Consider the following 23,713-nt stretch of genomic DNA (forward strand, 5'->3'; position numbering starts at 1 on the left):
CCGGCTCAAGCAACGCTATCTCCGTCAAAGGGAGACAACGCCATGAAGCGCCTCGCCATTCTCAGCCTCGCCGCCTCGACCCTGGCCCTGGCCGCCTGCGCCAGCCTGGCCCCCTACGGCGCCCAGCGCGCGCCGGGCGGGCAGGGCTATTCGGAGCAGAGGATCGAATCCAACCGTTACCGTGTCACCTACAACGGCGTCGGGTCGCCGGGCGCTGTCGCCGACTATGCGCTGGTGCGGGCCGCCGATCTGACCACGGACCAGGGCTATGACTGGTTTGAAGTGACCCAGAGCTGGACCGACGGCCGTCCCGGCGGCGCGGGCGGCGTGCGGCCCAGCGTCTCCATCGGCGGCGGATCCAGCCGATACGGCGGCTATTCGGCCTCGGGCGTCGGGGTGGGCCTGGGCCTGAACTTCAGCGGCCCCAGCCCGACCTCGACCTCGCTGGAGATCATCATGGGGCGGGGCCCAAAGCCCGACCGTCCGAACGCCTATGACGCCCGATCGGTCCAGGCCTCCATCCCGCGCTGATCAGCGCCCCCGCGTCAGGGCGCGGTATTCGACCAGCCGTTCCTTGTCGCGCCGCACCTGGTCGCCGACGGTGTTGTCCACGTCCAGCGACGCGTAGCGGACCCAGCCCTCGGCCCCCAGCTTGTCCTGGATCGCCTGGGCAGGCGTCTGCCAGCGGAAATACGACAGCCAGGTCACGCCGCATGCCAGCAGGACGGCGATGATCTGAAGGATGCGGAAGCCGATCTCGTTGGCCGCCGGGGCGGGGAAGAAGATGAAGACGATCAGCCAGATCACCAGCACGGCGGGGGTGGTGATCCGCCCGAACCAGCGCATCCAGTAGCGTTCGCGCCGCACGCGCCACAGTTCCATCTGGATAAACTTCTCCAGATACTCCATCCGCGCCCCGATCCACATGACCAGCCGGGTCAGATAGAGGGCGCGCTGGCCCCAGGCCTTGCCGTCCATCTGGTAGGTGGTCTCGGCCTGGTCCGACAGGGCGCGGGCGTTGGTGAACAGATTCTGCAGTTCCCGCGTCCGCTGCACGATCTCGCGCGACAGCTCGTAGGAATCGTTCTCCAGCCGGAACCGGTACTGGATGAACAGAATGGTCGAGACGCCGAAGAAGATCCCGCCTGTGACGAGCATGGCCAGGAGGCCCAGGCCCAGACCGGCCGGTTGCCCGCCGGCCCAGTCCGCGAACAGGGTCGGTCCCATTTCGGCCAGGACGGCGAAGGCGATCAGGGCCAGCACCTGGGTCAGGCGCTTGACGCCGACATGGACGCACAGGGCGCTGAAGATGCGTCGGCCATAGGCGTGAACCCGACCGCGGATGTCGCGGTCCGCCGGGAACCGTTCCTCGATCTGGCGCGCGAACAGGACGTGGAAACGGTCCGGCTTCTTCTCGTTTTCCCAGAAGGGAAAGATATCGAGCGGCTGGTTGAAATAGAGGTCGATGTTGCCCGAGATCTTGGCGATCGAGGCGTCGTCGAGGGTGAAATAGTCGCTCTCCTGAATGGGGCGCAGCACGCCTTCGTCGGACACGGCCGGGGTGTCGGTAGGCGTCGGGTTCGGCGGCGCGGCGCGCGCCGTCTCGGGCGCATCGGCGGGGGCCAGATCGTGCGGCTGTTCGACCGACTGCGGTTCGGGTTCCGGGGAGGGCGGCGGCGACGTCATGGTCGGCGCGATCACCGGGCTCTGGCTGTCTTCCTGCGACATGACGTGGCTTCCCCCAACCCGCTGACGGTTCGTCTCGGATATCGCCGTTAACCCTGTCGCAGGGCAAGTGAAGTTTCAGTCAGACGGCCACGAACGCGCAGGATGCTTCGCTTTCGGCGAAGGCGGCGTATATAGCGCCGGATCATGACACGGTTTCTTCTCGTCGCCGCCGGGGGCGCGCTCGGTTCGATGGCGCGCTATGGCCTCGTCCTCCTGATGTCCCGGCTGACGCCCGGCGCCGGCTGGCCGCTGGCGACCTTTACGGCCAATGTGCTGGGCGGTCTGGCCATGGGGCTGCTGGTCGGCTGGCTGGCTTTCAGGGGCGACGCGCACCAGGAGACGATCCGCCTGTTCGCCGCCGTCGGCGTGCTGGGCGGGTTCACCACCTTCTCGACCTATTCGCTTGAGGCGGCGCTGATGCTGGAACGTCGCGACTACGGACTGGCTGCGGCCTATATCGTCGGTTCGGTGGTCTTGGCCGTCGTCGCCTTGTTTATCGGCATGGTGATCGCCCGCCGCGCCTTCGGAGCCGCCATTTGACCGACCAGCCGCCCATCGAGGACGCGCCCAAGCGCGAAGTCCTGACCATCTATGTCGCCGAGGACGAGGACGGCATCCGCCTGGACCGCTGGTTCCGGCGACGTTGGCCGCATCTGTCGAACATCCAGGTGCAGAAGATGGCCCGCAGCGGCCAGATCCGCGTGGACGGCGCCCGGATCAAGCCGGAAGGCCGCCTGACCGCCGGCGCCGCCGTGCGCGTGCCGCCGATCCCGGACGACACCTCGCGCCAGGCCGGGGATCTGCACACCCTGTCCGAACGCGACATCGCCTTCGCCAAGTCGCTGGTCCTCTATGAGGACGACATGGTCATCGCCATCAACAAGCCGCACGGCCTGGCGGTTCAGGGCGGCACCAAGACCAGCCGCCACGTCGACCGCCTACTGTCGGCCTGGGGGGAGGGGATGGATCGTCCGCGCCTGGTCCACCGCTTGGACCGCGACACCTCGGGCGTCCTCCTGTTGGGCAAGGGGCCGGAGGCGGCCAAGCGTCTGGCCGGCGCCTTCGCCCGTCGTCAGGCCAAGAAGACTTACTGGGCCATCGTGATCGGCAACCCGAAACCCTATTCGGGCCAGATCGACATGCCGTTGAAGAAGACCGGCATCAACGACTTCGAGATGATGCGCCCGGCCGAGCGCAAGGACCCCAAGGCCGAGCCGGCCGAGACGGCCTTCAGCACGATTTCCCGCGCCTCGCACCGCGCCTCATGGATGGCCCTGCGGCCCTTCACCGGCCGGACCCACCAACTGCGCGCCCATATGGCCGGGATCGGCCACCCGATCCTGGGCGATCCCAAATACGGGGATGAGAAATCCAGGGAGTTGTCCGGCCCGCTGAAGCTGCAACTCCACGCCCGCAGCATCGAGCTGGATCACCCGCGCGGCGGCCTGCTGAAGGTCACGGCGCCCCTGAGCCCCGAAATGAAAGCCGGCTTCGCCCACTTCGGCTTCTCCGAGGATGAGGCTGAGGACGATCCCTTCCTGGGCGTGAAGAGAATTCGATGAGCCATATTCCCCCGCTCGATCCCATGGTCGCCGCCCGCAAGGGGTTCCGCGAAACGCAGGAGACGGTGCGTCGCTTCTGGACCGCCGTGTCGGTCGGGCCGCACGCAGAAGGCGGCTGGGCCGTACTGCTGGACGGACGGACGCCCAAGACGCCGGCCAAGGCGCCGTTGGTGCTGCCGACCGAGGCCGCCGCCCGACTTATCGCCGAGGAATGGGCGGCGCAGGGTGAGATCGTCCAGCCGTCGACCATGCCCGCGACCCGACTGGCCTCAACCGCCATCGACCGCATCGGCCAGGCGCGTGAGCCGGTTGCGGAAGAGATCGCCGCCTACGCCGGGTCGGACGTGGTCTGCTACCTGGCCGAACATCCGACGCCGTTGGTCGAGCGCCAGCAGCGCGAGTGGCGGCCGTGGCGCGATTGGGCGGCGCGCGAGATGGGGGTGGCTCTGGAGCCAGTCGCGGGCATCGTGCATCGGCCCCAGTCGCCCGACGCCATCGCGCGGGTGAAGGCGCACGCGATGGCGATGGACGATTTTCGCCTGACGGGCCTTGCGACCGCCGTGCCGCTGCTCGGGTCGGCGGTGCTGGCCTTGGCCGTCGAGCAGGGCGCGCTGGCAGGCGGCGCGGCGTTTGAACTGTCGCGGATCGACGAACTGTTTCAGGAGGAGCAGTGGGGCGTGGACGCGGAAGCCGCGGAACGCACCGGGGCGCGTCGCGCCGAGGCTGAACTGCTGGACCGGTGGTTCAGGACGTTGGACTAGCCGTCGAGGCGGCGATGAGCGCGGCGCGCTCCTGATCGGTCAGGTGACGCCAGCGGCCCTCGGGCAGGTCGCCCAGCTCCAGCGGGCCGATGCGGATACGGTACAGGTCCACGACTTCCAGCCCGACCAGTTCGCACATGCGGCGGATCTGGCGATACTTGCCCTCCGTCAGGACGAAGCGCAGGCGCTGGGGCTCGATCTGGGTGACGCGGGCGGGCTTGAGCGGCTTGTCGTTCAGCACCAGGCCGTGGCGCAGGCGGCTGAGCTTGGCTTCGGTGATCACGCCGTCGACGACGACCAGATATTCCTTGTCCAGTTCGGACGCCGGCCCGATCACCGCCTTGGCCACGACGCCGTCCGACGACAGCAGCAGCAGGCCGCGGGAGTCTTCGTCCAGCCGGCCGATGGGGGGCAGGGAGGCGTCGCGGGCGGGGGTCTCGCCCTCGCCGATGCGGTTGGGGGTCTTCAGCAGGCGCACGGCGGGAATCTTGCCCGGATCCGGCTGGCCCGAAACGTAGCCGACCGGCTTGTGCAGAACCAGGGTCATGCCCGAGGCCAGGGCTTGCTGGGCCGTGTCGTTCAGCGTCAGGGTCTGGCCCGGCTCGATCTTGCGGCCGGCGTCGCTGATGGTCTCGCCGTCGATGGAGACCAGGCCTTCGGCGATCAGGCTCTCGGCTTCGCGGCGCGAACAGACGCCGGTCTGGCCCAGCCATTTGTTTACGCGGACGGGTTCGTCGCCGTCATAGGTGCGGGTGAAGGCCATCGGATTCCGTCGCTCAATCAATGCCGCTGTCTAGGGCCGGGCGCCGATGCGAGCAAGCGGGTCAAGGCCGTCAGGATCACTCTGCGCACATGCGGGGGTGTCCAAGGTTGATCCTGCCGGATTTTTCACTATATCAGGCGGCATTCCACAAACGATCCAGAGTGCGGGACGACCATGGTCGGACCCGTCGATTTTCGTTTTTCTGGTTCTTCGTGTCGATGGTTCGGCGGCCTTTGTCGCAGAATCTCGATGTTTATTGAAACCCTAGAAGGAGACGTCTTGTACGCTCAAAGCAAATCTTCCGCCGGACCCCGTCGCACTGGTTACAACCGTCCCGTTCCGACCCGGCTGCGCATGGGACTGGTGATGCGACGTGACATGGAATTCGGCGAACTGGGCGACGTCGAAGGGGCGCTGCGGGCTGAAGGCGTGGGCCTGGCGCCCATCTCGACCGGCGACGCCAGCCTGATCACCGGCGGCGTGACCGTTCTGGCGACGGCGACGGCGACCGACATCGTCGAGGGCCGTCTGAAAGGCCTGGTCGTGCCCGGCGGGTCGCAGGATGAGGCCGGTCTGGCCGCGGTGCGATCACTGATCGACCTGGCGCGCGCCCATGATCTGCTGGTCATCGCCTTCGCCGACGGCGTCGCCGTTGCGGCTGAAAGCTTCGGCGTGACGGTCGAGGCCCAGGGCGCCCTGTTCAAGGACGGCAAGACGACCTTGCTGAACGAGCGCGCCCAGCTGTCGGCCGCCATCGGCGCGCTCTGAAATCAGACGCTTCTGAACAGCAGGGTCAGGTTGTTCGACGGCATAGGAGCCCGGCGCGTGGCCGCAAGGCCATGCGACCGGGCCAGAGCCTCGACCGCGGCGCGGTCCCGTAGGCCCCATGCCGGGTTTCGCGCCTTCAGACTCTCGTCGAAGGCGGCGTTCGAGGCCGCCAGCGGAACCTCGGCCTCTCGATAGGGGCCATATAGAACCAGCAGACCGCCGGGGCGTCGCAGGACGCGACCGGCCAGATCCATCAGCCCCTCGGTCGCCGACCAGGGGCTGATGTGCGTCATGTTCGCACAATAGACGACGTCGAACCGATCTTGCGGCCAGGTCGCCGGATCGGCGGCGTCCACCGACAGGGGCGGGCGCAGGTTCGACGGGCCGGCGCGCCGCCAGGCCGAGAGGCTGTCGCGCGCCTGGGGGCTGGGATCGCTGGGCGTCCAATCCAGACCGGACAGGGCCGAGGCGAAGGCCAGGGCGTGGTCGCCCGATCCGGCCGCAATCTCTAGCACCCGCCCCCGCGCCGGCAGATGCGTCCGCAACACGTCCAGGATGAAGGCGGCGTTGCGCTGGGCCGCAGGCGACGACAGGGCGCCCGCAGGCAAGGCGTCGAGGTGATCCAGGGTCTGCATGGCTTTCTCTTAGACGTCCGGCACGGGGAAGGGGAAGAAAGCCAGGGTGCGGTTTTCCCCTGAGCGGGGCGCCAGCTTGCCGGAAAGTTAAGTGATCGTTTATGTCCGTCATCGACGTTAAGCGATTGGCAACCACGATGCGACGCGCAATTCATATCGGACTGTTCATCGGCACCGTGCTCGGCCTGTGCGCCTGCGCGTCGCAATATGACGCGAACGGACGCCCGGTTTCCGGCGCCTATGGCTCGGTCGAGGCCGGCCGGGCGGGCTGACACGCAAGGAAAGCGTGGCGCAAAGCGCCGCCGTGCTCTAGTGTCTTTGCGCGGACGCCGTCTGTTGCGCCGCGTTGGTCTCCAAAAACCCCTAGATGTTACTCATCGCTATTGTCGTCGTTCTGCTCCTGGTGGTGCTCAACGGCCTGTTCGCCATGACCGAGCTGGCGGTCGTTTCCTCCCGGAGATCCAAGCTTCAAAGCCGGGCGGAGAAGGGGGATCGCGGGGCGCGCAAGGCGCTGAAACTGGCCGAGGAACCGACCCAGTTCCTGTCGGCGGTCCAGGTCGGCATCACCCTGATCGGCATTCTGGCCGGCGCCTACGGCCAGGCGACCATCGCAGGCGAATTGGACCGGATCCTCGAGACCAGTTTCCCGGCGCTGGCCGCCTATACCGAAATCTTCTCCACGGCCCTGGTCGTGGTCTGCATCACCTATATCTCGCTGATCGTCGGCGAGCTGGTGCCCAAGCGTCTGGCCCTGATCTTCCCCGAGACCATCGCGGCCAAGATGGCGCCGCCGATCTCGACCCTCGCGATCGTGCTGAAACCCTTCGTGCTGCTGCTGACGGCCTCGACCTCGGGCATCCTTAAACTTCTCGGCGTCAAGGATCGCGATGGCTCGGACGTCACCCAGGAAGAGGTCGCGACCATCCTGGCTGAAGGGACCTCGGCCGGTCTGATCGAGCCCGAAGAACAGGTGATGATCGAGGAAATCCTGCGTCTGGGCGACCGCCCGGTCCGGGTGGCCATGACGCCGCGCCACGACGTCTTCTGGATCGCCCTGGACGATCCCGAATCGGTGCTGCGCGAGGAAATCCGCACCTGTCCCTATTCGCGCATCGTGGTGGCGCGCGAGAGCGACGTCGATAATCCCCTGGGCGTGGTCCACAAGAAGGACCTGCTGGACGCCTTGCTGACCGACGGACGTTTCGACATCGAACCCCTGGTGGCCGAACCGGCCTTCATCCCCCAGTCGACCTCGGTGCTGAAGGCGCTTGAGATCCTGAAAGGGTCCAAGGTCCACATGGCCTTCATTGTCGATGAGTTCGGCGCCTTCGAAGGCGTTGTCACTGCGACCGACATCCTGGAAATGATCGCCGGCGACTTCAATGAGGGTCACGACGAGGAACAGGCCTGGATCCATCAGCGCGCTGACGGCAGCTGGCTGGTCGACGGCCAGACGGACCTGGACGATCTGGCTGACACCCTGGGCGAGGACTTCGGCGAACACGACGGCTTCCACACGGTCGCCGGCCTGATTCTGCACCAGCTGTCGCGCGTGCCGGATGAGGGCGAGGTGGTGCAGGTCGGCCGATTCGAGGTCGAGGTCGTCGATATGGACGACCGCCGCATCGACAAGCTGATCTTCAAGGAACTGATCCAGGCCCAGGACGAGCGGGCCGCCATTGCGGCGCATCTGGAAGACTAGTCACAAGTGTCACATCGCCCTTGAAATGCGGGGCGGTGTCGGGCATACGCCCCCCTCTGGCGAACGCACGGACCCGAGGGTTCGCGCGATTGTCTAGGAGTTTAGCTCAGCTGGTAGAGCACCGGTCTCCAAAACCGGGGGTCGTGGGTTCGAGTCCCCCAACTCCTGCCAATCCCCCCTGTCGCTTCCGGATGGGACTTCCCATCTGGGGCGACAGGAACAATTGTGTGAAGAGCAACTGATGGCCAAGGCCAAATCTCCCGGCAAGCGGCCCCAGGCGGGCGCAAAGCCCCAGACTGCTGCGGCCGCCGCCGCCATCACCATCGATGCGCCCGCGCCCAAGAAGCCGCGCACCAGCCCCAGCGACTTCTACAAGCAGGTCATGGCTGAGGGCCGCAAGATCGTGTGGCCCAGCCGCAAGGAGACCTGGATCACTTCGGTGATGGTCTTCATCATGGTGGTCATCGCCGCGATCTTCTTCTGGGTGGTCGACACCGGTCTCGGTTTCGCCTTCCGCTACATCATCGCTCTCGGATCCTGAGAAAGACGCGCCCATGACCGATGCAGCGCCCGCAAAGCCCGCCAATCCCCGCCACAAGTGGTATATCGTCAACGCCTATTCGAACTTCGAAAAGAAGGTCGCCGAACAGGTGCGTGATCAGGCCAAGCAGCAGGGTCTGGAAGACGCCTTCTCCGAAATCCTGGTTCCGACCGAGGACGTCGTCGAGATCCGTCGTGGGCGCAAGGTGAACTCGGAACGCAAATTCTTCCCCGGCTATGTGCTGGTGAAGATGGAAATGACCGACCAAGCCTATCACCTGGTCAAGAACACGCCGAAGGTCACGGGCTTCCTGGGCGCCGCCGGCGGCACAAAGCCCCTGCCGGTCTCGGAACGTGAAGTTCAGAACATCATCGGCCAGGTGGAAGAGGGTGTCGAACGTCCGAAGCCCACAATCCGCTTCGACATCGGCGAGAAGGTCAAGGTCATCGACGGCCCGTTCGCCAGCTTCGACGGTTCGGTCGAGAGCGTGGACGAAGAACAGGCCCGCCTGCGCGTCGCCGTGTCCATCTTCGGCCGCGCCACGCCGGTCGAGCTGGAATACGCTCAGGTGGAGAAGGTCGCGGGCTGACGCTCAGGCACCTGTTGAGATTTGAAGCCGCGTCCGAAAGGGCGCGGCTTTTTTCGTTTCGCCTCCCCATGCGCGGAGGCGCCTGTCCTCCCCATTGGCCTTCGCCGACGGGGGAGGTGACGCCGCCCGTTTGCCTTTCCGTCCCCCCTCTGTTACACGCGCGCCTTCGCTCGGCGGGCCTCGGCTCGTGGAGCGTCAAATCCGTGGGAGGCAGCCATGCCGCACCACGGCTCACCGGCCCGCCGTTAAGTCGTCGGGTCATTCATAGGAGAGACCAATGGCCAAGAAGATTCTCGGCTATATCAAGCTGCAAGTGCCGGCCGGTTCGGCCACGCCTTCGCCCCCGATCGGCCCGGCTCTGGGTCAACGCGGCGTGAACATCATGGGCTTCTGCAAGGAGTTCAACGCGCGCACCGAGAAGGAAGCCAAGGGCACCCCGCTTCCGACCGTCATCACCGTCTATCAGGACAAGTCGTTCACCTTCATCACCAAGACGCCGCCGGCGACCTGGTACCTGAAGCAGGCCACGGGCCTGAAGTCGGGTTCGAAGCTGGTCGGCCGTGAAGTCGCCGGCAAGATCACGCAGGCGCAACTGCGCGAGATCGCCGAAAAGAAGATGAAGGATCTGAACGCCAACGACCTCGACGCGGCGGCCAAGATCATCGAAGGCTCCGCCCGCGCGATGGGCCTCGAAGTGGTGGAGGGCTAAACCATGGCCAAGCAAACCAAGGCTCAAAAGGCCCGCACCGGCGTCACCCAAGACCTGCTGCCGTTCACCGACGCCATCAAGCTGGCCAAGGAAAACGCCAAGTCGAAGTTCGACGAATCCCTTGAGATCGCCGTCAACCTGGGCGTCGATCCGCGTCACGCCGACCAACAGGTCCGTGGCGTTGTGAACCTGCCGTCGGGTACGGGCCGTGACGTTCGCGTCGCCGTCTTCGCCAAGGACGCCAAGGCCGCCGAAGCCACCGCAGCCGGCGCCGAACACGTCGGCGCCGAAGATCTGTACGAAAAGATCGCCGGCGGCTTCATGGAGTTCGACCGCGTGATCGCGTCGCCGGACATGATGGCCCTGGTCGGCCGTCTGGGTAAGGTGCTGGGCCCGCGCGGCCTGATGCCGAACCCGAAGGTCGGCACCGTGACCCCGAACGTCGCCCAGGCCGTCAAGGACGCCAAGGGCGGCGCCGTCGAGTTCCGCGTCGAGAAGGCGGGCATCGTCCACGCCGGCATCGGCAAGGTCTCCTTCACCCAGGACGCCCTGGAAGCCAACGTGAAGGCCATCGTGGACGCCCTGGTGCGTTCCAAGCCGGCCGGCGCCAAGGGCACCTATGTGAAGCGCATCAGCCTGTCTTCGACGATGGGCCCGGGCTTCAAGGTCGACCCGGCCTCGCTGGGCGCCTAAGCGCTCGACGTTCAAGAATGATGAAGGCCCCGGAGAGCGATCTCCGGGGCCTTTTTCTTGATCGGTGTCTGTCGCGTCAGTAGGCGGCGGTGAACCGGGCGTGGCTGTGTTTGTGCTGTTCCAGTTCGTCCACCATGGCGATGGCGTAATCCGCGAAGCTGATCTTGCTCTCGCCCTTGTCGTCGACGATCAACTGGTCCCCGCCGGTGCGGAAGACGCCCAGACGCGGCCCCTCCTCGATCAGGGCGGGCGGGGAGAAGAAGGTCCAGTTGATCTGGGTCTCGCCGCGCAGATCGTCCAGGAAGGCGACGCCGGGCAGGGCGTAGGGCTTGAACGCCTCGGGGAAGTCCGGGGTGTCGATCAGACGCACGCCCGGCGCGACCTCCAGACTGCCTGCGCCGCCCGTGACCAGCAGTCGGGGCACGCCGGCGGCCTTCAAGGCGGACAGCAGGGTTTCGGCCGTGACGTCATGATGCAGGGCGCTGATCACTGCGTCTGAGCCCTTGATGATCTCCGCCAGGGCGGCGGAGTCGGAGGCGTCGCCCGCGACCGGGGTGACGCCGGACAGGGCAGGGATGGCTTCGGGCTTGCGAGCGACGGCGACGACGGCATGACCGCGCGCGGCCAGTTCCTTGGTGATTTCCGAGCCGGCGCGACCGCTGGCGCCGAGGACTGCGACTTTCATGGATGATCTCCTGTGGTATACAACGGGTACCAGGTGTTATAAAGTGCAGCATGTCACAAGAAGGCACTTTATTCTCATCTGGTCACCCGGGGGAAACCCGTTCGCCCGACGTCTATTCGGCCGCTTGCCCGACGCGGCAACTGCTGGATCGGGTCGCCGACAAGTGGACGACGCTGGTTCTCACGCTGCTGCGGGACGAACCGATGCGGTTCAACGCCTTGCGTCGGCGTGTCGAGGGCGTGTCGCAGAAGATGCTGAGCCAGACTGTCCGCCAGCTTGAGCGGGACGGACTGGTCACCCGCACGGTGACGCCGACCGTGCCGGTCTCTGTCTCCTACGCCCTGACGCCGCTGGGCGGCACGCTGGTCGATGCGCTCCAGGCCATGATCGATTGGGCCGAGGACAATATGGCCGAGGTCAGCAAGGCTCAGGCCGCCTATGATGAAAGGCGGCTCGGCTGAACTTTCCGGACGCGGAGCGGTTGACGGAGCGACGTAAACCGCGTTTTGCAAGCCGCGCCGGACGGGGATAGAGAATGGCCAAAGCCGCGAAACGCACAGGCCGGTCGGAAACGCGTCAGGTCGCAGCCCTGCCGTGGCGACGCGGCGAGGCGGGTCTGGAAATCCTGATGATCACATCGCGCGAAACGCGGCGCTGGGTCATTCCCAAGGGCGGTCGTATGGCCGGAAAGACCGACGCCGAAGCGGCGGCTCAGGAAGCGCTGGAGGAGGCGGGCGTTCGTGGTCCCATAGACGACGCGACCATCGGTCATTTCCGCTATGCCAAGATCGTTCGCAGCGGTGATCTGAGACGCCATGTCGTCGCCGTCTATCCGATGGAGGTGGTGCTGCAACTGGGCGATTGGCCCGAGGCGCACCAGCGCGATCGGCGCTGGATGACGCCTGAGGCGGCGGCGGACAGCGTTCACGAAGCCGACCTCGCCCTACTGATCCGCGACTTCGCCGCCACGCCACCGAGCGATTGAGCAACCGAAAGGCGATTCCCTCTGGCCACCTGCACGCCGTGCTCGGATAAGAAGGGCAAGGGGGACGATATGCGTATCATTGGGCTTTTGACGGTTGCGGCTCTGTTCGGGCTGTTCGCGGTCGGACCTGTCGCAGCGCAGGATCGCGGCCTGGCTCAGCGGACGGCGCTGGCGGAGCGGGTTATCCGACTCTCGGCCGGGCCGAACTTCACCAAGGTCATGGAGGCGATGATCGCGGACCAACTGGCCAAGGCGGACACGGAGGGGCAGGGCGCCGAAGAGGCGGCTTGGCTGCGGAGTAATGCGCCGCGCATGCTGACCGCCATGGTCGATGACATGATGGCGGACATGGTCCCCCACTACGCGTCGACGTTCACAGTCGAAGAGCTGGAGGCCCAGATCGCCTTCTATGACAGTCCCGTAGGCCGCCAGGTCGCGACGAAAACTCTCCAGCTAAGCGCGGTGATGAACGAGATCACTATCGAACATCTGACGGCCTTCACCGAAGAGTTGATGACCAAATATTGCGCCCAATTCGACTGCGAGACGGGTGGCCAAACAGGCCGCAAGTCCGGGCGCCGGTAAGCCTCAGCCGTCCAGTTCGGGATAGCGACGGAATATGCCGTCCTCGTTGAACGGGATGCGGCGGTCGCTCTTTAGGTAGGCGCTGACACGGGGCAGAGCGGCGACCCTGTCGCGGACGGCGACAATATGCGGCGTGGTCTTGAGCACGGCTTCGGTCGCCTTGGGGAAGGCATAGCCTAGGCCCTCCACCACCTGGAACAAAGACAGATCGGCATAGGTGAGGTGGTCGCCGACCAGACAATCCGGGCCAGAGGGATTGGCTATGAGGACCTGTTCGGCCCAGCGGAGGAATTTCCCGATCCGCTGCTCCCGGAAGGCCTTCGACCGGCGGGCGGCCTCTGGCTTCTGGTCGTCGTAGTAGGCCATCAGATCGACCGGGTGGTGGGTGTCGTGCGCCTCGGCCACCAGGTCCGCCAGGGTCAGCTGGATCTGGTTCAGCCAGGCGCGGTCGCTGTCGCCGTTCGGGCTGAGCCCCAGTTGCGGACCCAGCCAGGCCAGGATGGCGGCCACCTGACCGACGGTGCGATCCCCCAGGCGCAGGAAGGGCGGGGCGAAGGAGGGCGTGGCTGCGGTCTCCATCAGCGTCATCATCGCCTTTCCATTGTCCTGGCGCGAGACATCGACATAGTCCGCGCCGGCGGCTTCGAGCGCCAGGCGGACGAACTCGCCTCGCCCCTGGATGGTGGGCCAGTAATAGAGTTCATAGGCCATGCGCTCGGCTCCTTGATTTCCTGTCGGGGGCCCTGTATGAGCGCCGCTTCCCGTCAGAGGTTCAATCCTTTGACGGTCCTGTCCGAGAACTTCGGGGCGTGGGGGTCACCCAGGCCATAACTGTCAGAGAGCCCTCTGACGCCGTGGGGAGATGGGGACGCGACCTAGCGCTGTCAGCCCGCATTCCGGGACGGACGCCGTCAGACGCATCCTTCGGACAATACGACCGGCCTGAACGCTTCGCAGCGATGCGCGGCGCTTTGGCCAATCCGTCGTCGGGAATAAGCCCGGCGGCGAATGCCAAGACTGGAGACCGCAATGGACCGCGCACAAAAGGCCGAGTCGATCGAGACGCTCAAGGGCGTGTTCGCCGACGCCGGCTCCGTGGTCGTGACCCACAACCTGGGTCTGACCGTTGCGGAAATGGAAGATCTGCGCGGCCGTCTTCGTAAAGAAGGCGGCGCGTTCAAGGTGGTCAAGAACCGCCTGGCGCTGAAGGCGCTCGAAGCCGAAGAAGGCAGCGACTACCACGGCCTGTTCAAGGGTCCCGTGGGCATCGCATACGCCGAGAACCCCGGTACGGCCGCCAAGGTCGCCACCGAGTTCGCCAAGGCCAATGATCGTTTCAAGATCATCGGCGGCTTCATGGGCGAAACCGTCGTCGACGTGAAGGGCGTGGAAGTTCTTTCCAAGCTCCCGACCCTCGACGAGGTCCGCAGCCAACTCATCGGCCTGCTCAATGCGCCCGCGACCAAGATCGCCGGCGTGCTGCAAGCACCCGCCGGTCAGCTGGCTCGCGTGTTCAACGCCTACGCCACCAAGGAAGCCGCGTAAGCGGCCCAGCCTTTCATCTCTGCATCACTCCCTAATCCCAATCCTCCGAAGGAAAACTGACAATGGCTGACCTCGCCAAGATCGTCGAAGACCTGTCCGCTCTGACCGTTCTCGAAGCTGCTGAACTGTCGAAGCTGCTTGAAGAAAAGTGGGGCGTCAGCGCCGCTGCTCCCGTCGCCATGGCCATGCCGGCCGGTGGCGGCGCTGCTCCGGCTGAAGCCGCCGAAGAGCAAACCGAGTTCACCGTCGTCCTGATCGACGGCGGCGACAAGAAGATCAACGTGATCAAGGAAGTCCGCGGCGTGCGTTCGGACCTGGGTCTGAAGGAAGCCAAGGACCTGGTCGAAGGCGCTCCGCAGAACGTCGTCGAGAACGTCTCCAAGCAAGCCGCCGACGAAGTCGCCAAGAAGCTGACGGAAGCCGGCGCCAAGGTCCAGATCAAGTAAGATCTGACTTTCGGCATTTGCTGAATATCGGAAAGGCCCGGCGGGAAACCGCCGGGTCTTTCTTTTTGGGGCCTATCGCGCTTCGCGCTGCTTGAGGCCCGTGGGCGGCGCTACGGCTGGGGCTTGGTCTGTATCAGTTCTGCGGGCGTGTCCGCGCGGCGAAGAAGGCCCACATGGCTTCGTTGTCGGCGACCCAACTATGGCCGCCATCGCGGGTGATGCGGCCGACGACCTCGGCGCCGGCTCGGCAGTCGGCGTAGCCTTCCTCATAGACCGAGGCCGAGACCCAAAGCGTCGGGCGTGTCGTGGCGCAGCCGTTCAACTGGGCCCAGCGCTGCTCGGCCGCGTGCATCGTATAGCTCCAGTAGGGGGCGCCGCCGCCCTGGATCGGGTTGGTCGTGTCGGCGTCGCCGGCGAAGGCGATGACCGGCATGGGGCGGGACGGCCGGCAGGTGGCGGGATCGGGCCGCTCAGGCGCGGCCTTGCGCGGATTGCCGGCGCGCAGGCCGACGACCGGCGCAATGGCGGCGAAGCGGTCGGCGGCCACGCAGCCCAGCCAGGACGTCATCCGACCGCCGCCCGACAGGCCCGTGGCGTAGACCCGGCTGTCGTCGACGCAGCCCTGTGACGCCAGTTCCTCGACCGTCTCCACCAGGAAGGCGACGTCGTCGGCGTCGTCCGGACCCGGCACGTCGCCTGTGATGGTCGGCACGCCGGGGACGTTCCAGACGAAGCCCCGGTCGACCGGGATGCCCGCGTCGGGCGCGGCGACGATGAAACCGTGGCGGTCGGCGGTCTCGGCCAGTTTGGAATCTCTCAGGATCGCCGCGCCTGTGCCGCCGCTGCCGTGCAGGACGAAGACCAGGGGCGCAGGCTTGGCGGGGTCGAAGCCGCGCGGAACATGGATCTGCACCGTGCGCAGGTCGGGACCGAGGGCGACGCTGCGGGTGGCGCCGGGTTCCCCGATCACGCAGTCAGCCTTGGCGACCGAGGTCAAACCCAATGCGGCCAGTCCGAACGCCATGGCTCCGAGCCAATGTCTCATGCTTCGTGTCTCCTTCTGAACTGCTCGCAGGGTGCAGCGATTCCCGAACTGCGACACACGGCCGACCGTCGCATTGGAGGGATCGGTCTGGCTTCCCATTTGTTAGGCCTGAAAAGGAGATCCCCCACATGAAGATCCTGACGGTTCTGACCTCGCACGACAAACTCGGCGACACCGGCAAGAAGACCGGCTTCTGGCTTGAGGAACTGGCTGCGCCCTATTATGCGATGAAGGATGCGGGCGCGGAGATCGTCCTGGCCTCGCCCAAGGGCGGTCAGCCGCCGCTGGACCCCAAGAGCGACGACGCCGACGCCCAGACCGAGGACACGCGCCGGTTCAAGGCCGACGCCGAGGCTCAGGCGGCTCTGGCTGCGACCGTGGAACTGGCGTCGGTGAAGGCCGAAGATTTCGACGCGGTCTTCTATCCGGGCGGTCACGGTCCGCTGTGGGATCTGGCGAATGACGCCGATTCTATCGCCCTGATCGAGGCCTTCGCCAAGGCGGACAAGCCGACCGCCTTCGTCTGCCATGCGCCGGGCGTGCTGAAGTCGGTTCATGGGCCGGACGGCAAGCCGCTGGTCGAAGGCCGCAAGGTGACGGGCTTCACCAATTCGGAAGAAGAGGCCGTGGGCCTGACGGACGTGGTGCCCTTCCTGGTCGAGAACGTCCTGAGCGCCAATGGCGGCGACTATTCCAAGGGGCCGGACTGGGGGTCGTATGTTGTGGTCGACGGCAAGCTGGTGACGGGGCAGAACCCGGGCTCGTCGCGTGAAGCGGCTGAGGCCCTGCTGGGGTTGTTGAAGGGGTGATGCTCACCTCTCCGCGCGCGAAGGCGCGTGGGGAGGACAGATCGCGGTAGCGATCAGGCGGGGGCGATTCAGACGGTGGTGATGACCAAGCCAGCGTCAGACACCGAATCGCGCCCTCCTGGCGTTCGCTGACGTTCCCGCCTGTCCTCCCCGTCGGCCTTCGCGGACGGGGAGGTGACCGCTCTAGCGCCGACGCGGAGCGAGGATGTCCGACAGGCGGTCCGGCGTGCCCTCGATCCGTTCCAGGCGCGGATAGCGCAGGCCGTCGTGGTAGTCGAAGGCGACGGTGCGGAAGCGGTCGCCGGACTTGATCAGCAGTTCGAGCGGGGCGTCGGTCCCCTTGGCGGCGGTGACGGCGTTGCGCAGCACCTCGGCCGAGCCGGCCTTGCCGTTGACGGCCACCAGGCTCCAGCCCGCGCCGATGCTCTGCTCGAAGGCGGGGCCGCTCCAGCGGACATTGGCGATCTTGTCGCCGGCCAGGGTGAAGCCCAGCGAATACTGGAAGTCATTGGCCCAGCCGGTGCTGACGGCCTTTTCATCGGCGGTGGGGGTGTCGGTATAGGTCAGGCGCCAGCCGCCGCGCTCGATCCCCGCCAGAGGGGCGCGGGCGTCGGGGCCGACGGCGTCGAGCCGGTCGCGCAGGAAGGTCGCCCAGTCGTGCGGATGGACGGCGTTGAGGGCGGCGACGACCTGGTCGAAGGTGTAGCCCTGGGGCGCCCAGGAGCCGTCGTCATGGCCGAAAAAGCCCTTGGCGAAGTCGTCGAGGGACTTGCGGCCGTTGGTCTCGGCCCGGATCAGGGTGTCGGCGTCCAGCCAGACCAGCAGGCTTTCCCGGTAATAGTCGCCCGTGCCGCGCATCCACGAGGGGTACTGGCCGGGGACGCGGTAGCCGAGGAGGTTGTGGTTGTTGGTGTCCTGCAGCGCGCGCCACTGACGGCCCGGCTGGTTGTCGTAGAAGGCGGCGACATTGGCCAGGGTAGCCAGGGCGACGGGCTTGGAATGAAGGCCGGCGCGGGCGGCCAGGACGTCCCCCCAGTATTCGGTCTGGCCCTCATAGACCCACAGCAGGGTGTTCTGGGTCGGGACGTTGTGGTTGGCGGTCAGTTCGTCCGCCGGGCGCATGAACTTGCCGTTCCACGAGTGGGTGTACTCGTGCGGCAGCAGGCCGCGGTCGCCGGCGCTCTTGGACCAGTCGGTGAAGAAGCCGGGGGCGCCTGTGTTCTCGGAGCTGCGGTGATGCTCAAGGCCGATGCCGCCCATCTGGTCGGTCAGGGCGAACAGGAACTCATAGTTGTCGAAGTGGCGGGCGCCGAACAGGCGGTCGGCCTGCTGGACCATGTTCTCGTAGAGCTTCAGCTGCTCGTCGGTGGCGGCGAGGCCCTTCTCCTCGTCGGCGAGGAGGTTCAGGTGAACCCTTGATCCAGACGGGGCGCCGGTCGGGTCGATGTCGACGCGACGGTAGTGGGCGCCGACGAACATCGGGCTGTCGATCAGGGTGTAGAGGTCGGTCGTCTCGAAGGTGGCGACGTCGCCTTCGCGGGACGCCGTGGTCAGGGCCGTGCCGTACTTCCAGCCAGAGGGCAGGGCGACGGAGGCGGCGACGGGGATCTGGCGGCTGTAGTAGCCGGCCGGATAGAGGATGGCCTTCTCCCATTGCAGATTGACCATGGCCGGGGTCATCAGGACGCGCCAGTTGGAGCTGTCCGGCTGGGTCAGCTGCTGGAAGGCGACGTCGATGCTGGTCACGCCCGCCGGGATGTCGAGGTGGAAGGCGTAGGGTTCGAGGGTGTCGCGCAGCCACTCGATCCGCTGGCCGTTCGCCGTGACCGTGAGGCCGGCCAGCAGCTGGATCGGGCCGGTGTCGGCGTGGTTGCCCGGCAGGTATTTCGGATAGAGCAGGGTCAGGGGACCGGGGCTGGCGACGGGTATGGTCTGGCTGACGCGGATGATGCGGCGGTCGAGGTCGGTGATGTCGGCCCGATACTGGATGACGCCAGGATAGGGGGTGTCGGCTGGGGCGGGGATGGACGGCTGAGACCGGGGCAGGGCCAGGGCGGCCTGGGTCGGGTCGGTGACCACCGGCGTGGACTGTAAGTCCTGGGCCAGGGCCGGGGCGGCGGCCATGAAGGCGGCGAGGCAGGCGGCGGCGGTCAGGCGGGTACGCGGCATCAGGTCATCCGAACACGAGGGCAGGCGTGCACCGTCGGGGAGCGGGGGAGAGGCGTCAAGGGACAGATGGTCACCTCTCCGCGCGCTAAGGCGCGTGGGGAGGACAGGTCGCGCTTGCGACCAGGCGGGGGCGACTCCGAAAGTGGGGATGACCCCAAGAGCGTCTCACACCGAGTCGCCCCCTCCTGGCGCTCGCTGACGCTCCCGCCTGTCCTCCCCATTTGCCTTCGCGAATGGGGAGGTGAGCCGGCGTCAGCGCTTGCGGGGCGTGAGGATGTCGTCCAGGCGGTCGGGGGTTCCCTCGATCCGTTCCAGGCGGGGGTAGCGCAGGCCGTCGTGGTAGGGCAGGGCGACGGTCTTGTACTGGTCGCCGTCCTTGACGATCAGGGTCACTGAGACGGCCGGATCCTTGGCGGCGGTGACGGCGGCGGCGATGCGGTCGGGGTTGGAGGCCTGGCCGTTGACGGCGACGATCTCCATGCCGGGCGCCAGGCCGGCGTCGAAGGCGGGGCTGCCCCACTGGACGCTGCCGATGGCGTTGTTCTCGCCGGTCTGGAAGCCCAGCGAATAGGTGAAGTCGTTGCGCTTGAACTCCCCGAACAGGGTCTTCTGATAGGCGGTCGGGGTCTCGCCATAGGCCAGGCGCCAGCCGCCGCGCGTCAGGCCGTCCAGAGGCGCATGGGCGTCCGGGCCGGTGGCGTCGAGGCGGGTGCGCAGGAAGGTCGCCCAGTCGTTGGCCACGACGCCGTTCAGGGCCGCCACCACGTCCTCGAAGGTATAGGGTGCGGGTTCGAAACTGCCGTCCTGGACGCCGTAGAAGGCCTTGGCGAAATCATCCAGCGACTTGCGGCCGTTCGTCTTCTCCCGGATCGTCGTGTCGACGTCGAGCCAGATCAGCTGGCCTTCCGAATAATAGTCCTCGTTCCGCTGCCAGGACAGCCAGCCCTTGGGCCGGCGCTGGCTGATGATCGGGTCGTTGGTCGTGTCCTGAAGCGCGCGCCACTGACGGCCGACGCGGGCGTCATAGGTCGCGGCCGTCAGGGCCAGGGACTCCATCGCCTGGTCCCTGGTCAGCAGGCCCGAGCGGGCGGCGATCACCTGCCCGTAATACTGGGTCTGGCCCTCATAGACCCACAGCAGGCTGTTCTGCATCGGGCTGTTGAAGTTCGGGACGTACTGGTCGGCGGGGCGACGCCATTTGCCGTCCCACGAGTGGTTCATCTCATGGCTGAGCAGGTCGCGGTCGCCCAGATGCGTGTCCCAGCCGGTGAAGAACTCCGGATCGACCGCATTCTCGGAACTGCGGTGATGCTCCAGACCAATGCCGCCCAGCTTGTCGCTCATGGAGATCAGGAAGTCGTAGTGGTCGAAGTGGCGGGCGCCGTACAGGCGGTCCATCTGGACCACGAGATTGCGCAGAATCTGGATCTGCTCGTCCGTGGCTTCCAGGCTCTTGGCCTCGTCTGCGACGATGTTGGCGCGGACCGGAGAGCGGCCGCCGGGATCGAGATCGATCTGGCGATAGTGGAGGCCGGCGAAGACCGGGCTGTCGATCAGGACTTCCAGGTTGACCGGCTTGAAGGTCTGGAGGTCGCCGTCCTTGGTCTGCGGCTCCAGCGCCGTGCCGAAACGCCAGCCCGTGGGGAACTTGACCGTCGGCTGGACCATGATGTTCCGCGACCAGTGACCGGCCGGATAGAGCAGCATCTTCTCCCACTGGATGTTCAGCATCTCGGGCGTCATCGTCACCCGGCCCTGATTGCCGGTGGTGGGCGACAGGTGCTGCATCCTGATCTTCAGCTCGGTCGCGCCGGCCGGAACGGTGATGTGGTAGGCGAAGGGGGACAGGGTGTCGCGCACCCATTCCACGCGCTGACCATTCGCCGTGATCTCGATCCCCGCCAACTGCACGATGGGCCCCACGGGGCCGTGGTTGCCCGGCAGCCATTCGGGGAAGAACAGGGTCATCGGCCCCGCCTGGGCCACCGGAATGGTCTCTGTGACGCCGAAGACGTGCTGGGCCAGGTTGGTGGCGTCGATATCCAGGGCGATCACGCCCGGATAGGCGACGTCCCGCGCCTCGGGGATCGGCGGCTGGGGCGCGGGCAGGGCGGGCGGATAGGTCGAAGCCTGCTGCGCCAGGGCGGCGGGCGCGGCCGAGACCAGCAGAAGGGCGAGGCCGGCGGCGCTCAGGCGGGATCGGATCATTGACGAGGTCTCATGCCGCTTGGGGAGGTTGCGACAGTCCGCCGCAGCGGCGGAGGCGTCAAGCCGGCGATGTCGGACTTTGGCGAAAACAGTCCGACGGGGGCGAGCCGGTGCAGGAATCGAGCCGGGGGTTCAGACCGACGCCGTCGTCGCCGGTCGCGCAAAAGGCTTAAGCGAGGTCCGGCGGCTTCCTGCCGTTGCCCGACTCCGCGCGGGCGGGTAGAGCGTTCGGCTTCTCCCGCCCAGCCGAAGTTCCAGACCATGCACGATATCCGAGCCATTCGCGAGAACCCCCAGGTTTACGTGGCCGGTTGGTCGTCGCGCGGGGTCGATCAGGCCGACGGGCTGGTGGCGGACATCCTGCGGCTGGACGCCGAACTGCGCCACGCCCAGACCACGGGCCAGGACGCCCTGGCCAAGCGCAACGCGGCCTCCAAACTGATCGGCGCCGCCATGGGCAGGAAGGACATGGCCGAGGCCGACCGGCTGAAGGCCGAGGTCGAGGCGCTGAAGGGCGATATCGCGGCGGCGGCCGAGATCGAGGCGCGCGTCGGCAAGGAACTGCGCGACCTGCTGGCGGGGTTGAAGAACCTGGCGGCCGAGGATGTGCCGGACGGCGAGGACGAGGCGGGCAATGTCGAGGTCTCGACCTGGGGCGAACCCCGTCGCACCGGCCCGGCCAAGGATCACGCCGACCTGGGCGAGGCCCTGGGCATGCTGGACTTCGAGGCTGCGGCCAGGATGTCGGGCGCCCGGTTCGCAGTGCTGAAGGGTCAGCTGGCGCGGCTGGAACGGGCCGTGGGCCAGTTCATGCTGGACCTGCAGACGGATCAGCACGGCTATCTGGAAGTGAACCCGCCGCTGCTGGTGCGGGATGATGCGATGTTCGGCACGGGGCAGTTGCCGAAGTTTGAGGAGGATTTGTTCAAAGCCGAATCGACGGACTGGGATGCCGTTAAGGCAGATGCCCGTGCAGTGGCGAAATCTCGTCAAGACGTTGATCGCGCGCGTTGGAACGAAATGGCGGATCGCTTGGCGGCAGAAACTTCCAGCGTCGATGAATTGATGGCTGCCCTAAAGGGTGGGCTTGGTGAATACTTGGCTGGAGTTGTTGAAGCTGAGCAGCCGGACTTCATTGCTCGAGTTCGAGAAGGTGAATTTGCCGACCGTCGCTACCTCATCCCCACCGCCGAAGTCTCCCTGACCAATCTCGTGCGCGAGACCATCCTGTCCGAGGACGACCTCGCCACGCCGATGCGGATGACGGCGCTGACGCCCTGTTTCCGCGCTGAGGCCGGGTCGGCGGGGCGGGATACGCGCGGGCTGATCCGCCAGCACCAGTTCTCCAAGGTCGAGATGGTGTCGATCGCGCGGCCGGAAGACTCCGACGCCGAGCACGAGCGGATGACGGCCTGCGCCGAGGCGGTGCTGAAGGCGCTGGAGCTGCCGTTCCGGCGGATGCTGCTGTGCAAGGGCGACATGGGCTTTTCGGCGCAGAAGACCTTCGACCTGGAGGTCTGGCTGCCCAGCCAGGGGACCTATCGCGAGATCAGCAGCTGCTCGAACTGCGGCGACTTCCAGGCGCGGCGCATGGATGCGCGGTTCAAGCGGGCCAATTCTTCAGGGGGGGGCGAGAAGAAGACCGAGTTCGTCCATACGCTGAACGGATCGGGGCTGGCGGTCGGGCGGACCCTGGTGGCGATCATGGAGAACTATCAGCAGGAGGACGGCCGGATCGCGGTGCCGACGGTGTTGCAGCCGTATATGGGAGGTTTGACCCATGTGGGCGCTTAATCCTCCCCCGTTGGGGGAGGGGGGCCGCGAAGCGGTGGAGGGGGCCTGCCGCCCCCGTGACGGTTCCGCCTTGCCCCCCTCTGGCGCGCTTCGCGCGCCTGTCTCCCCCCAAGGGGGGGAGATCGCATGAGAATCCTCCTGACAAACGACGACGGGATCGAGGCGGAAGGTCTTGAATCCCTTGAGCGGATCGCGCGGACGCTGAGCGACGACATCTGGGTGTGCGCGCCCGCCGTCGAACAGTCGGCCAAGGGGCGGGGCATCACCCTGAGCGAGCCGTTGCGGGTGCATAGGCTGGGCGAGAAACGGTTCGCGGTGACGGGGACGCCGACCGACTGCGTCGTGCTGGCGGTCAATGACCTGATGCCGGAGCGGCCGGATCTGGTGCTGTCGGGCGTGAACCGGGGGCACAATATCGGCGAGGACGTCAGCTATTCCGGCACGGTGGCGGGGGCGCTGCAAGGCATGGCCTTCGGCATCCGCTCCATCGCCCTGAGCCAGAGCCTGGAACGGTTCCACGACGAGGTGGTGGCCCACTGGGAAACGGCCGAGGCCTTTGCGCCGGCGATCATCAGCAAGCTGCTGGACCAGAAATGGGCCAATGGGGTGGTGATGAACCTGAACTTCCCCAACCTGCCGCCCGAACGGGTCGAGCAGATCGAGGTCACGACCCAGGGCTTCCGCGACGTGGGCGAGATGCACGCGGTGCGGCGCACCGACCTGCGCGGGCGCGACTATTACTGGATGAGCTTCCGCGGCGAGAAGCAGGAGCATGCCGATGGCACCGACCTGAGGGCCATCGAGGCGGGGCGGATCTCGGTCACGCCGCTGCACATCGACCTGACCCATATGGCCAGCGTCCATGACCTGAAGAAGGTGCTGGGCGGGGCGCCGCCGAAGAAGACGGAGCGCGCTGCGTGATGAGGCCGGCTGTCTCGCGCCCCCTCCACCACGACGCAAGGGCGTCGCGGTCCCCCTCCCCCAGGGGGGG

Annotated in this window: 27 protein-coding genes and 1 tRNA gene; 20 read left to right on the forward strand and 8 right to left on the reverse strand. The window is 66.6% G+C overall.

Annotated features, from left to right (window positions below; all coding sequences use genetic code 11):
- Positions 1 to 42: 42 nt before the first annotated feature.
- Positions 43 to 531: a CC0125/CC1285 family lipoprotein gene (locus ACW18C_RS07785; protein WP_492073854.1), complete on the forward strand. Its 489-nt coding sequence runs from the start codon at positions 43 to 45 to the stop codon at positions 529 to 531.
- Here ACW18C_RS07785 and ACW18C_RS07790 read toward each other — a convergent pair whose 3' ends face one another.
- Positions 532 to 1,728, reverse strand: a complete 1,197-nt coding sequence (locus ACW18C_RS07790) for a hypothetical protein (protein ID WP_492073856.1) — start codon at positions 1,726 to 1,728, stop codon at positions 532 to 534. It lies immediately after the preceding gene.
- A 144-nt stretch (positions 1,729 to 1,872) separates the two neighbouring features.
- On the opposite strand from ACW18C_RS07790, the gene crcB reads away from it, so the two are divergent.
- Genes crcB through ACW18C_RS07805 form a run of 3 tightly spaced genes read left to right on the forward strand, consistent with a single transcriptional unit; the run spans position 1,873 to position 4,051 of the window.
- Positions 1,873 to 2,268 carry a fluoride efflux transporter CrcB gene (gene crcB / locus ACW18C_RS07795; protein ID WP_492073858.1) on the forward strand — a complete coding sequence of 132 codons (396 nt, stop codon included), beginning with the start codon at positions 1,873 to 1,875 and terminating at the stop codon, positions 2,266 to 2,268.
- Entirely contained in the window at positions 2,265 to 3,290 is a 1,026-nt protein-coding gene (locus ACW18C_RS07800; protein ID WP_154726448.1) for an RluA family pseudouridine synthase, read from the forward strand. Before crcB ends, ACW18C_RS07800 begins: the two co-directional genes overlap by 4 nt.
- Positions 3,287 to 4,051: an ATP12 family chaperone protein gene (locus ACW18C_RS07805; RefSeq protein ID WP_492073860.1), complete on the forward strand. Its 765-nt coding sequence runs from the start codon at positions 3,287 to 3,289 to the stop codon at positions 4,049 to 4,051. Before ACW18C_RS07800 ends, ACW18C_RS07805 begins: the two co-directional genes overlap by 4 nt.
- Here ACW18C_RS07805 and ACW18C_RS07810 read toward each other — a convergent pair.
- Complete coding sequence (locus tag ACW18C_RS07810) at positions 4,035 to 4,814, reverse strand: pseudouridine synthase (RefSeq protein WP_035308156.1); 780 nt, start codon at positions 4,812 to 4,814, stop codon at positions 4,035 to 4,037. The genes ACW18C_RS07805 and ACW18C_RS07810 overlap by 17 nt on opposite strands.
- 366 nt (positions 4,815 to 5,180) lie before the next feature.
- Between ACW18C_RS07810 and ACW18C_RS07815 the strand changes: the two genes are divergently transcribed.
- Positions 5,181 to 5,582 (forward strand): hypothetical protein, encoded by a 402-nt coding sequence (locus ACW18C_RS07815; RefSeq protein WP_035308171.1) that lies wholly within the window; start codon positions 5,181 to 5,183, stop codon positions 5,580 to 5,582.
- Between the two features lie 2 nt (positions 5,583 to 5,584).
- On the opposite strand, the gene ACW18C_RS07820 is transcribed toward ACW18C_RS07815, so the two are convergent.
- Positions 5,585 to 6,217, reverse strand: a complete 633-nt coding sequence (locus tag ACW18C_RS07820; protein ID WP_492073862.1) for a DUF938 domain-containing protein — start codon at positions 6,215 to 6,217, stop codon at positions 5,585 to 5,587.
- Between the two features lie 101 nt (positions 6,218 to 6,318).
- Here ACW18C_RS07820 and ACW18C_RS07825 point away from each other — a divergent pair, with 101 nt between their 5' ends.
- The 7 genes from ACW18C_RS07825 (at position 6,319) to rplA (ending at position 10,451) form a co-directional block, all read left to right on the forward strand.
- Positions 6,319 to 6,489 (forward strand): hypothetical protein, encoded by a 171-nt coding sequence (locus ACW18C_RS07825; RefSeq protein WP_492073863.1) that lies wholly within the window; start codon positions 6,319 to 6,321, stop codon positions 6,487 to 6,489.
- A 95-nt stretch (positions 6,490 to 6,584) separates the two neighbouring features.
- A complete protein-coding gene (locus ACW18C_RS07830; RefSeq protein ID WP_196066388.1) occupies positions 6,585 to 7,919 on the forward strand; it encodes a hemolysin family protein in 1,335 nt (444 codons plus the stop codon).
- A gap of 95 nt (positions 7,920 to 8,014) precedes the next feature.
- Positions 8,015 to 8,090, forward strand: a tRNA-Trp gene (locus ACW18C_RS07835).
- Between the two features lie 70 nt (positions 8,091 to 8,160).
- Positions 8,161 to 8,460: a preprotein translocase subunit SecE gene (gene secE / locus ACW18C_RS07840; RefSeq protein ID WP_008264085.1), complete on the forward strand. Its 300-nt coding sequence runs from the start codon at positions 8,161 to 8,163 to the stop codon at positions 8,458 to 8,460.
- Positions 8,461 to 8,473: 13 nt separating this feature from the next.
- Positions 8,474 to 9,049, forward strand: a complete 576-nt coding sequence (gene nusG / locus ACW18C_RS07845) for a transcription termination/antitermination protein NusG (RefSeq protein WP_008264196.1) — start codon at positions 8,474 to 8,476, stop codon at positions 9,047 to 9,049.
- 277 nt (positions 9,050 to 9,326) lie between these two features.
- Complete coding sequence (gene rplK / locus ACW18C_RS07850; protein WP_008259841.1) at positions 9,327 to 9,758, forward strand: 50S ribosomal protein L11; 432 nt, start codon at positions 9,327 to 9,329, stop codon at positions 9,756 to 9,758.
- A gap of 3 nt (positions 9,759 to 9,761) precedes the next feature.
- Complete coding sequence (rplA, locus tag ACW18C_RS07855) at positions 9,762 to 10,451, forward strand: 50S ribosomal protein L1 (protein WP_008260414.1); 690 nt, start codon at positions 9,762 to 9,764, stop codon at positions 10,449 to 10,451.
- A 76-nt stretch (positions 10,452 to 10,527) separates the two neighbouring features.
- Here the strand turns inward: rplA and ACW18C_RS07860 are convergent, their stop codons facing one another.
- Positions 10,528 to 11,136 carry an NAD(P)-dependent oxidoreductase gene (locus tag ACW18C_RS07860; RefSeq protein ID WP_492073867.1) on the reverse strand — a complete coding sequence of 203 codons (609 nt, stop codon included), beginning with the start codon at positions 11,134 to 11,136 and terminating at the stop codon, positions 10,528 to 10,530.
- Positions 11,137 to 11,186: 50 nt separating this feature from the next.
- Between ACW18C_RS07860 and ACW18C_RS07865 the strand changes: the two genes are divergently transcribed.
- The 3 genes from ACW18C_RS07865 (at position 11,187) to ACW18C_RS07875 (ending at position 12,706) form a co-directional block, all read left to right on the forward strand.
- On the forward strand, positions 11,187 to 11,597 hold the full coding sequence (locus ACW18C_RS07865) for a winged helix-turn-helix transcriptional regulator (RefSeq protein WP_492073868.1): 411 nt from the start codon (positions 11,187 to 11,189) through the stop codon (positions 11,595 to 11,597).
- 74 nt (positions 11,598 to 11,671) lie between these two features.
- Positions 11,672 to 12,121, forward strand: a complete 450-nt coding sequence (locus tag ACW18C_RS07870) for an NUDIX hydrolase (RefSeq protein WP_154726453.1) — start codon at positions 11,672 to 11,674, stop codon at positions 12,119 to 12,121.
- Between the two features lie 69 nt (positions 12,122 to 12,190).
- Positions 12,191 to 12,706, forward strand: coding sequence for a DUF2059 domain-containing protein (locus ACW18C_RS07875; protein WP_035308148.1), 516 nt, complete (start codon positions 12,191 to 12,193; stop codon positions 12,704 to 12,706).
- Between the two features lie 3 nt (positions 12,707 to 12,709).
- Here the strand turns inward: ACW18C_RS07875 and ACW18C_RS07880 are convergent, their stop codons facing one another.
- Positions 12,710 to 13,417, reverse strand: coding sequence for a glutathione S-transferase (locus tag ACW18C_RS07880; protein WP_492073871.1), 708 nt, complete (start codon positions 13,415 to 13,417; stop codon positions 12,710 to 12,712).
- 318 nt (positions 13,418 to 13,735) lie between these two features.
- On the opposite strand from ACW18C_RS07880, the gene rplJ reads away from it, so the two are divergent.
- Positions 13,736 to 14,251, forward strand: a complete 516-nt coding sequence (gene rplJ / locus ACW18C_RS07885) for a 50S ribosomal protein L10 (protein WP_008264370.1) — start codon at positions 13,736 to 13,738, stop codon at positions 14,249 to 14,251.
- 62 nt (positions 14,252 to 14,313) lie between these two features.
- On the forward strand, positions 14,314 to 14,697 hold the full coding sequence (gene rplL / locus ACW18C_RS07890; RefSeq protein ID WP_008259470.1) for a 50S ribosomal protein L7/L12: 384 nt from the start codon (positions 14,314 to 14,316) through the stop codon (positions 14,695 to 14,697).
- Positions 14,698 to 14,830: 133 nt separating this feature from the next.
- Here the strand turns inward: rplL and ACW18C_RS07895 are convergent, their stop codons facing one another.
- A complete protein-coding gene (locus tag ACW18C_RS07895) occupies positions 14,831 to 15,742 on the reverse strand; it encodes a CE1 family esterase (RefSeq protein ID WP_492073873.1) in 912 nt (303 codons plus the stop codon).
- A gap of 128 nt (positions 15,743 to 15,870) precedes the next feature.
- Between ACW18C_RS07895 and ACW18C_RS07900 the strand changes: the two genes are divergently transcribed.
- Positions 15,871 to 16,551, forward strand: a complete 681-nt coding sequence (locus ACW18C_RS07900; protein WP_492073875.1) for a type 1 glutamine amidotransferase domain-containing protein — start codon at positions 15,871 to 15,873, stop codon at positions 16,549 to 16,551.
- Between the two features lie 183 nt (positions 16,552 to 16,734).
- Here the strand turns inward: ACW18C_RS07900 and ACW18C_RS07905 are convergent, their stop codons facing one another.
- Together ACW18C_RS07905 and ACW18C_RS07910 are read right to left on the reverse strand one after the other, a co-directional pair.
- On the reverse strand, positions 16,735 to 18,720 hold the full coding sequence (locus tag ACW18C_RS07905; protein WP_492073876.1) for a M61 family metallopeptidase: 1,986 nt from the start codon (positions 18,718 to 18,720) through the stop codon (positions 16,735 to 16,737).
- Positions 18,721 to 18,972: 252 nt separating this feature from the next.
- A complete protein-coding gene (locus ACW18C_RS07910; protein WP_492073877.1) occupies positions 18,973 to 20,928 on the reverse strand; it encodes a M61 family metallopeptidase in 1,956 nt (651 codons plus the stop codon).
- Positions 20,929 to 21,189: 261 nt separating this feature from the next.
- On the opposite strand from ACW18C_RS07910, the gene serS reads away from it, so the two are divergent.
- Positions 21,190 to 22,722, forward strand: coding sequence for a serine--tRNA ligase (gene serS / locus ACW18C_RS07915; RefSeq protein ID WP_492073879.1), 1,533 nt, complete (start codon positions 21,190 to 21,192; stop codon positions 22,720 to 22,722).
- 126 nt (positions 22,723 to 22,848) lie between these two features.
- Complete coding sequence (gene surE, locus ACW18C_RS07920) at positions 22,849 to 23,643, forward strand: 5'/3'-nucleotidase SurE (RefSeq protein ID WP_492073880.1); 795 nt, start codon at positions 22,849 to 22,851, stop codon at positions 23,641 to 23,643.
- The last annotated feature ends 70 nt before the right edge of the window (positions 23,644 to 23,713 follow it).

It is taken from the genome of Brevundimonas sp. FV1ye7S, from assembly GCF_058680995.1.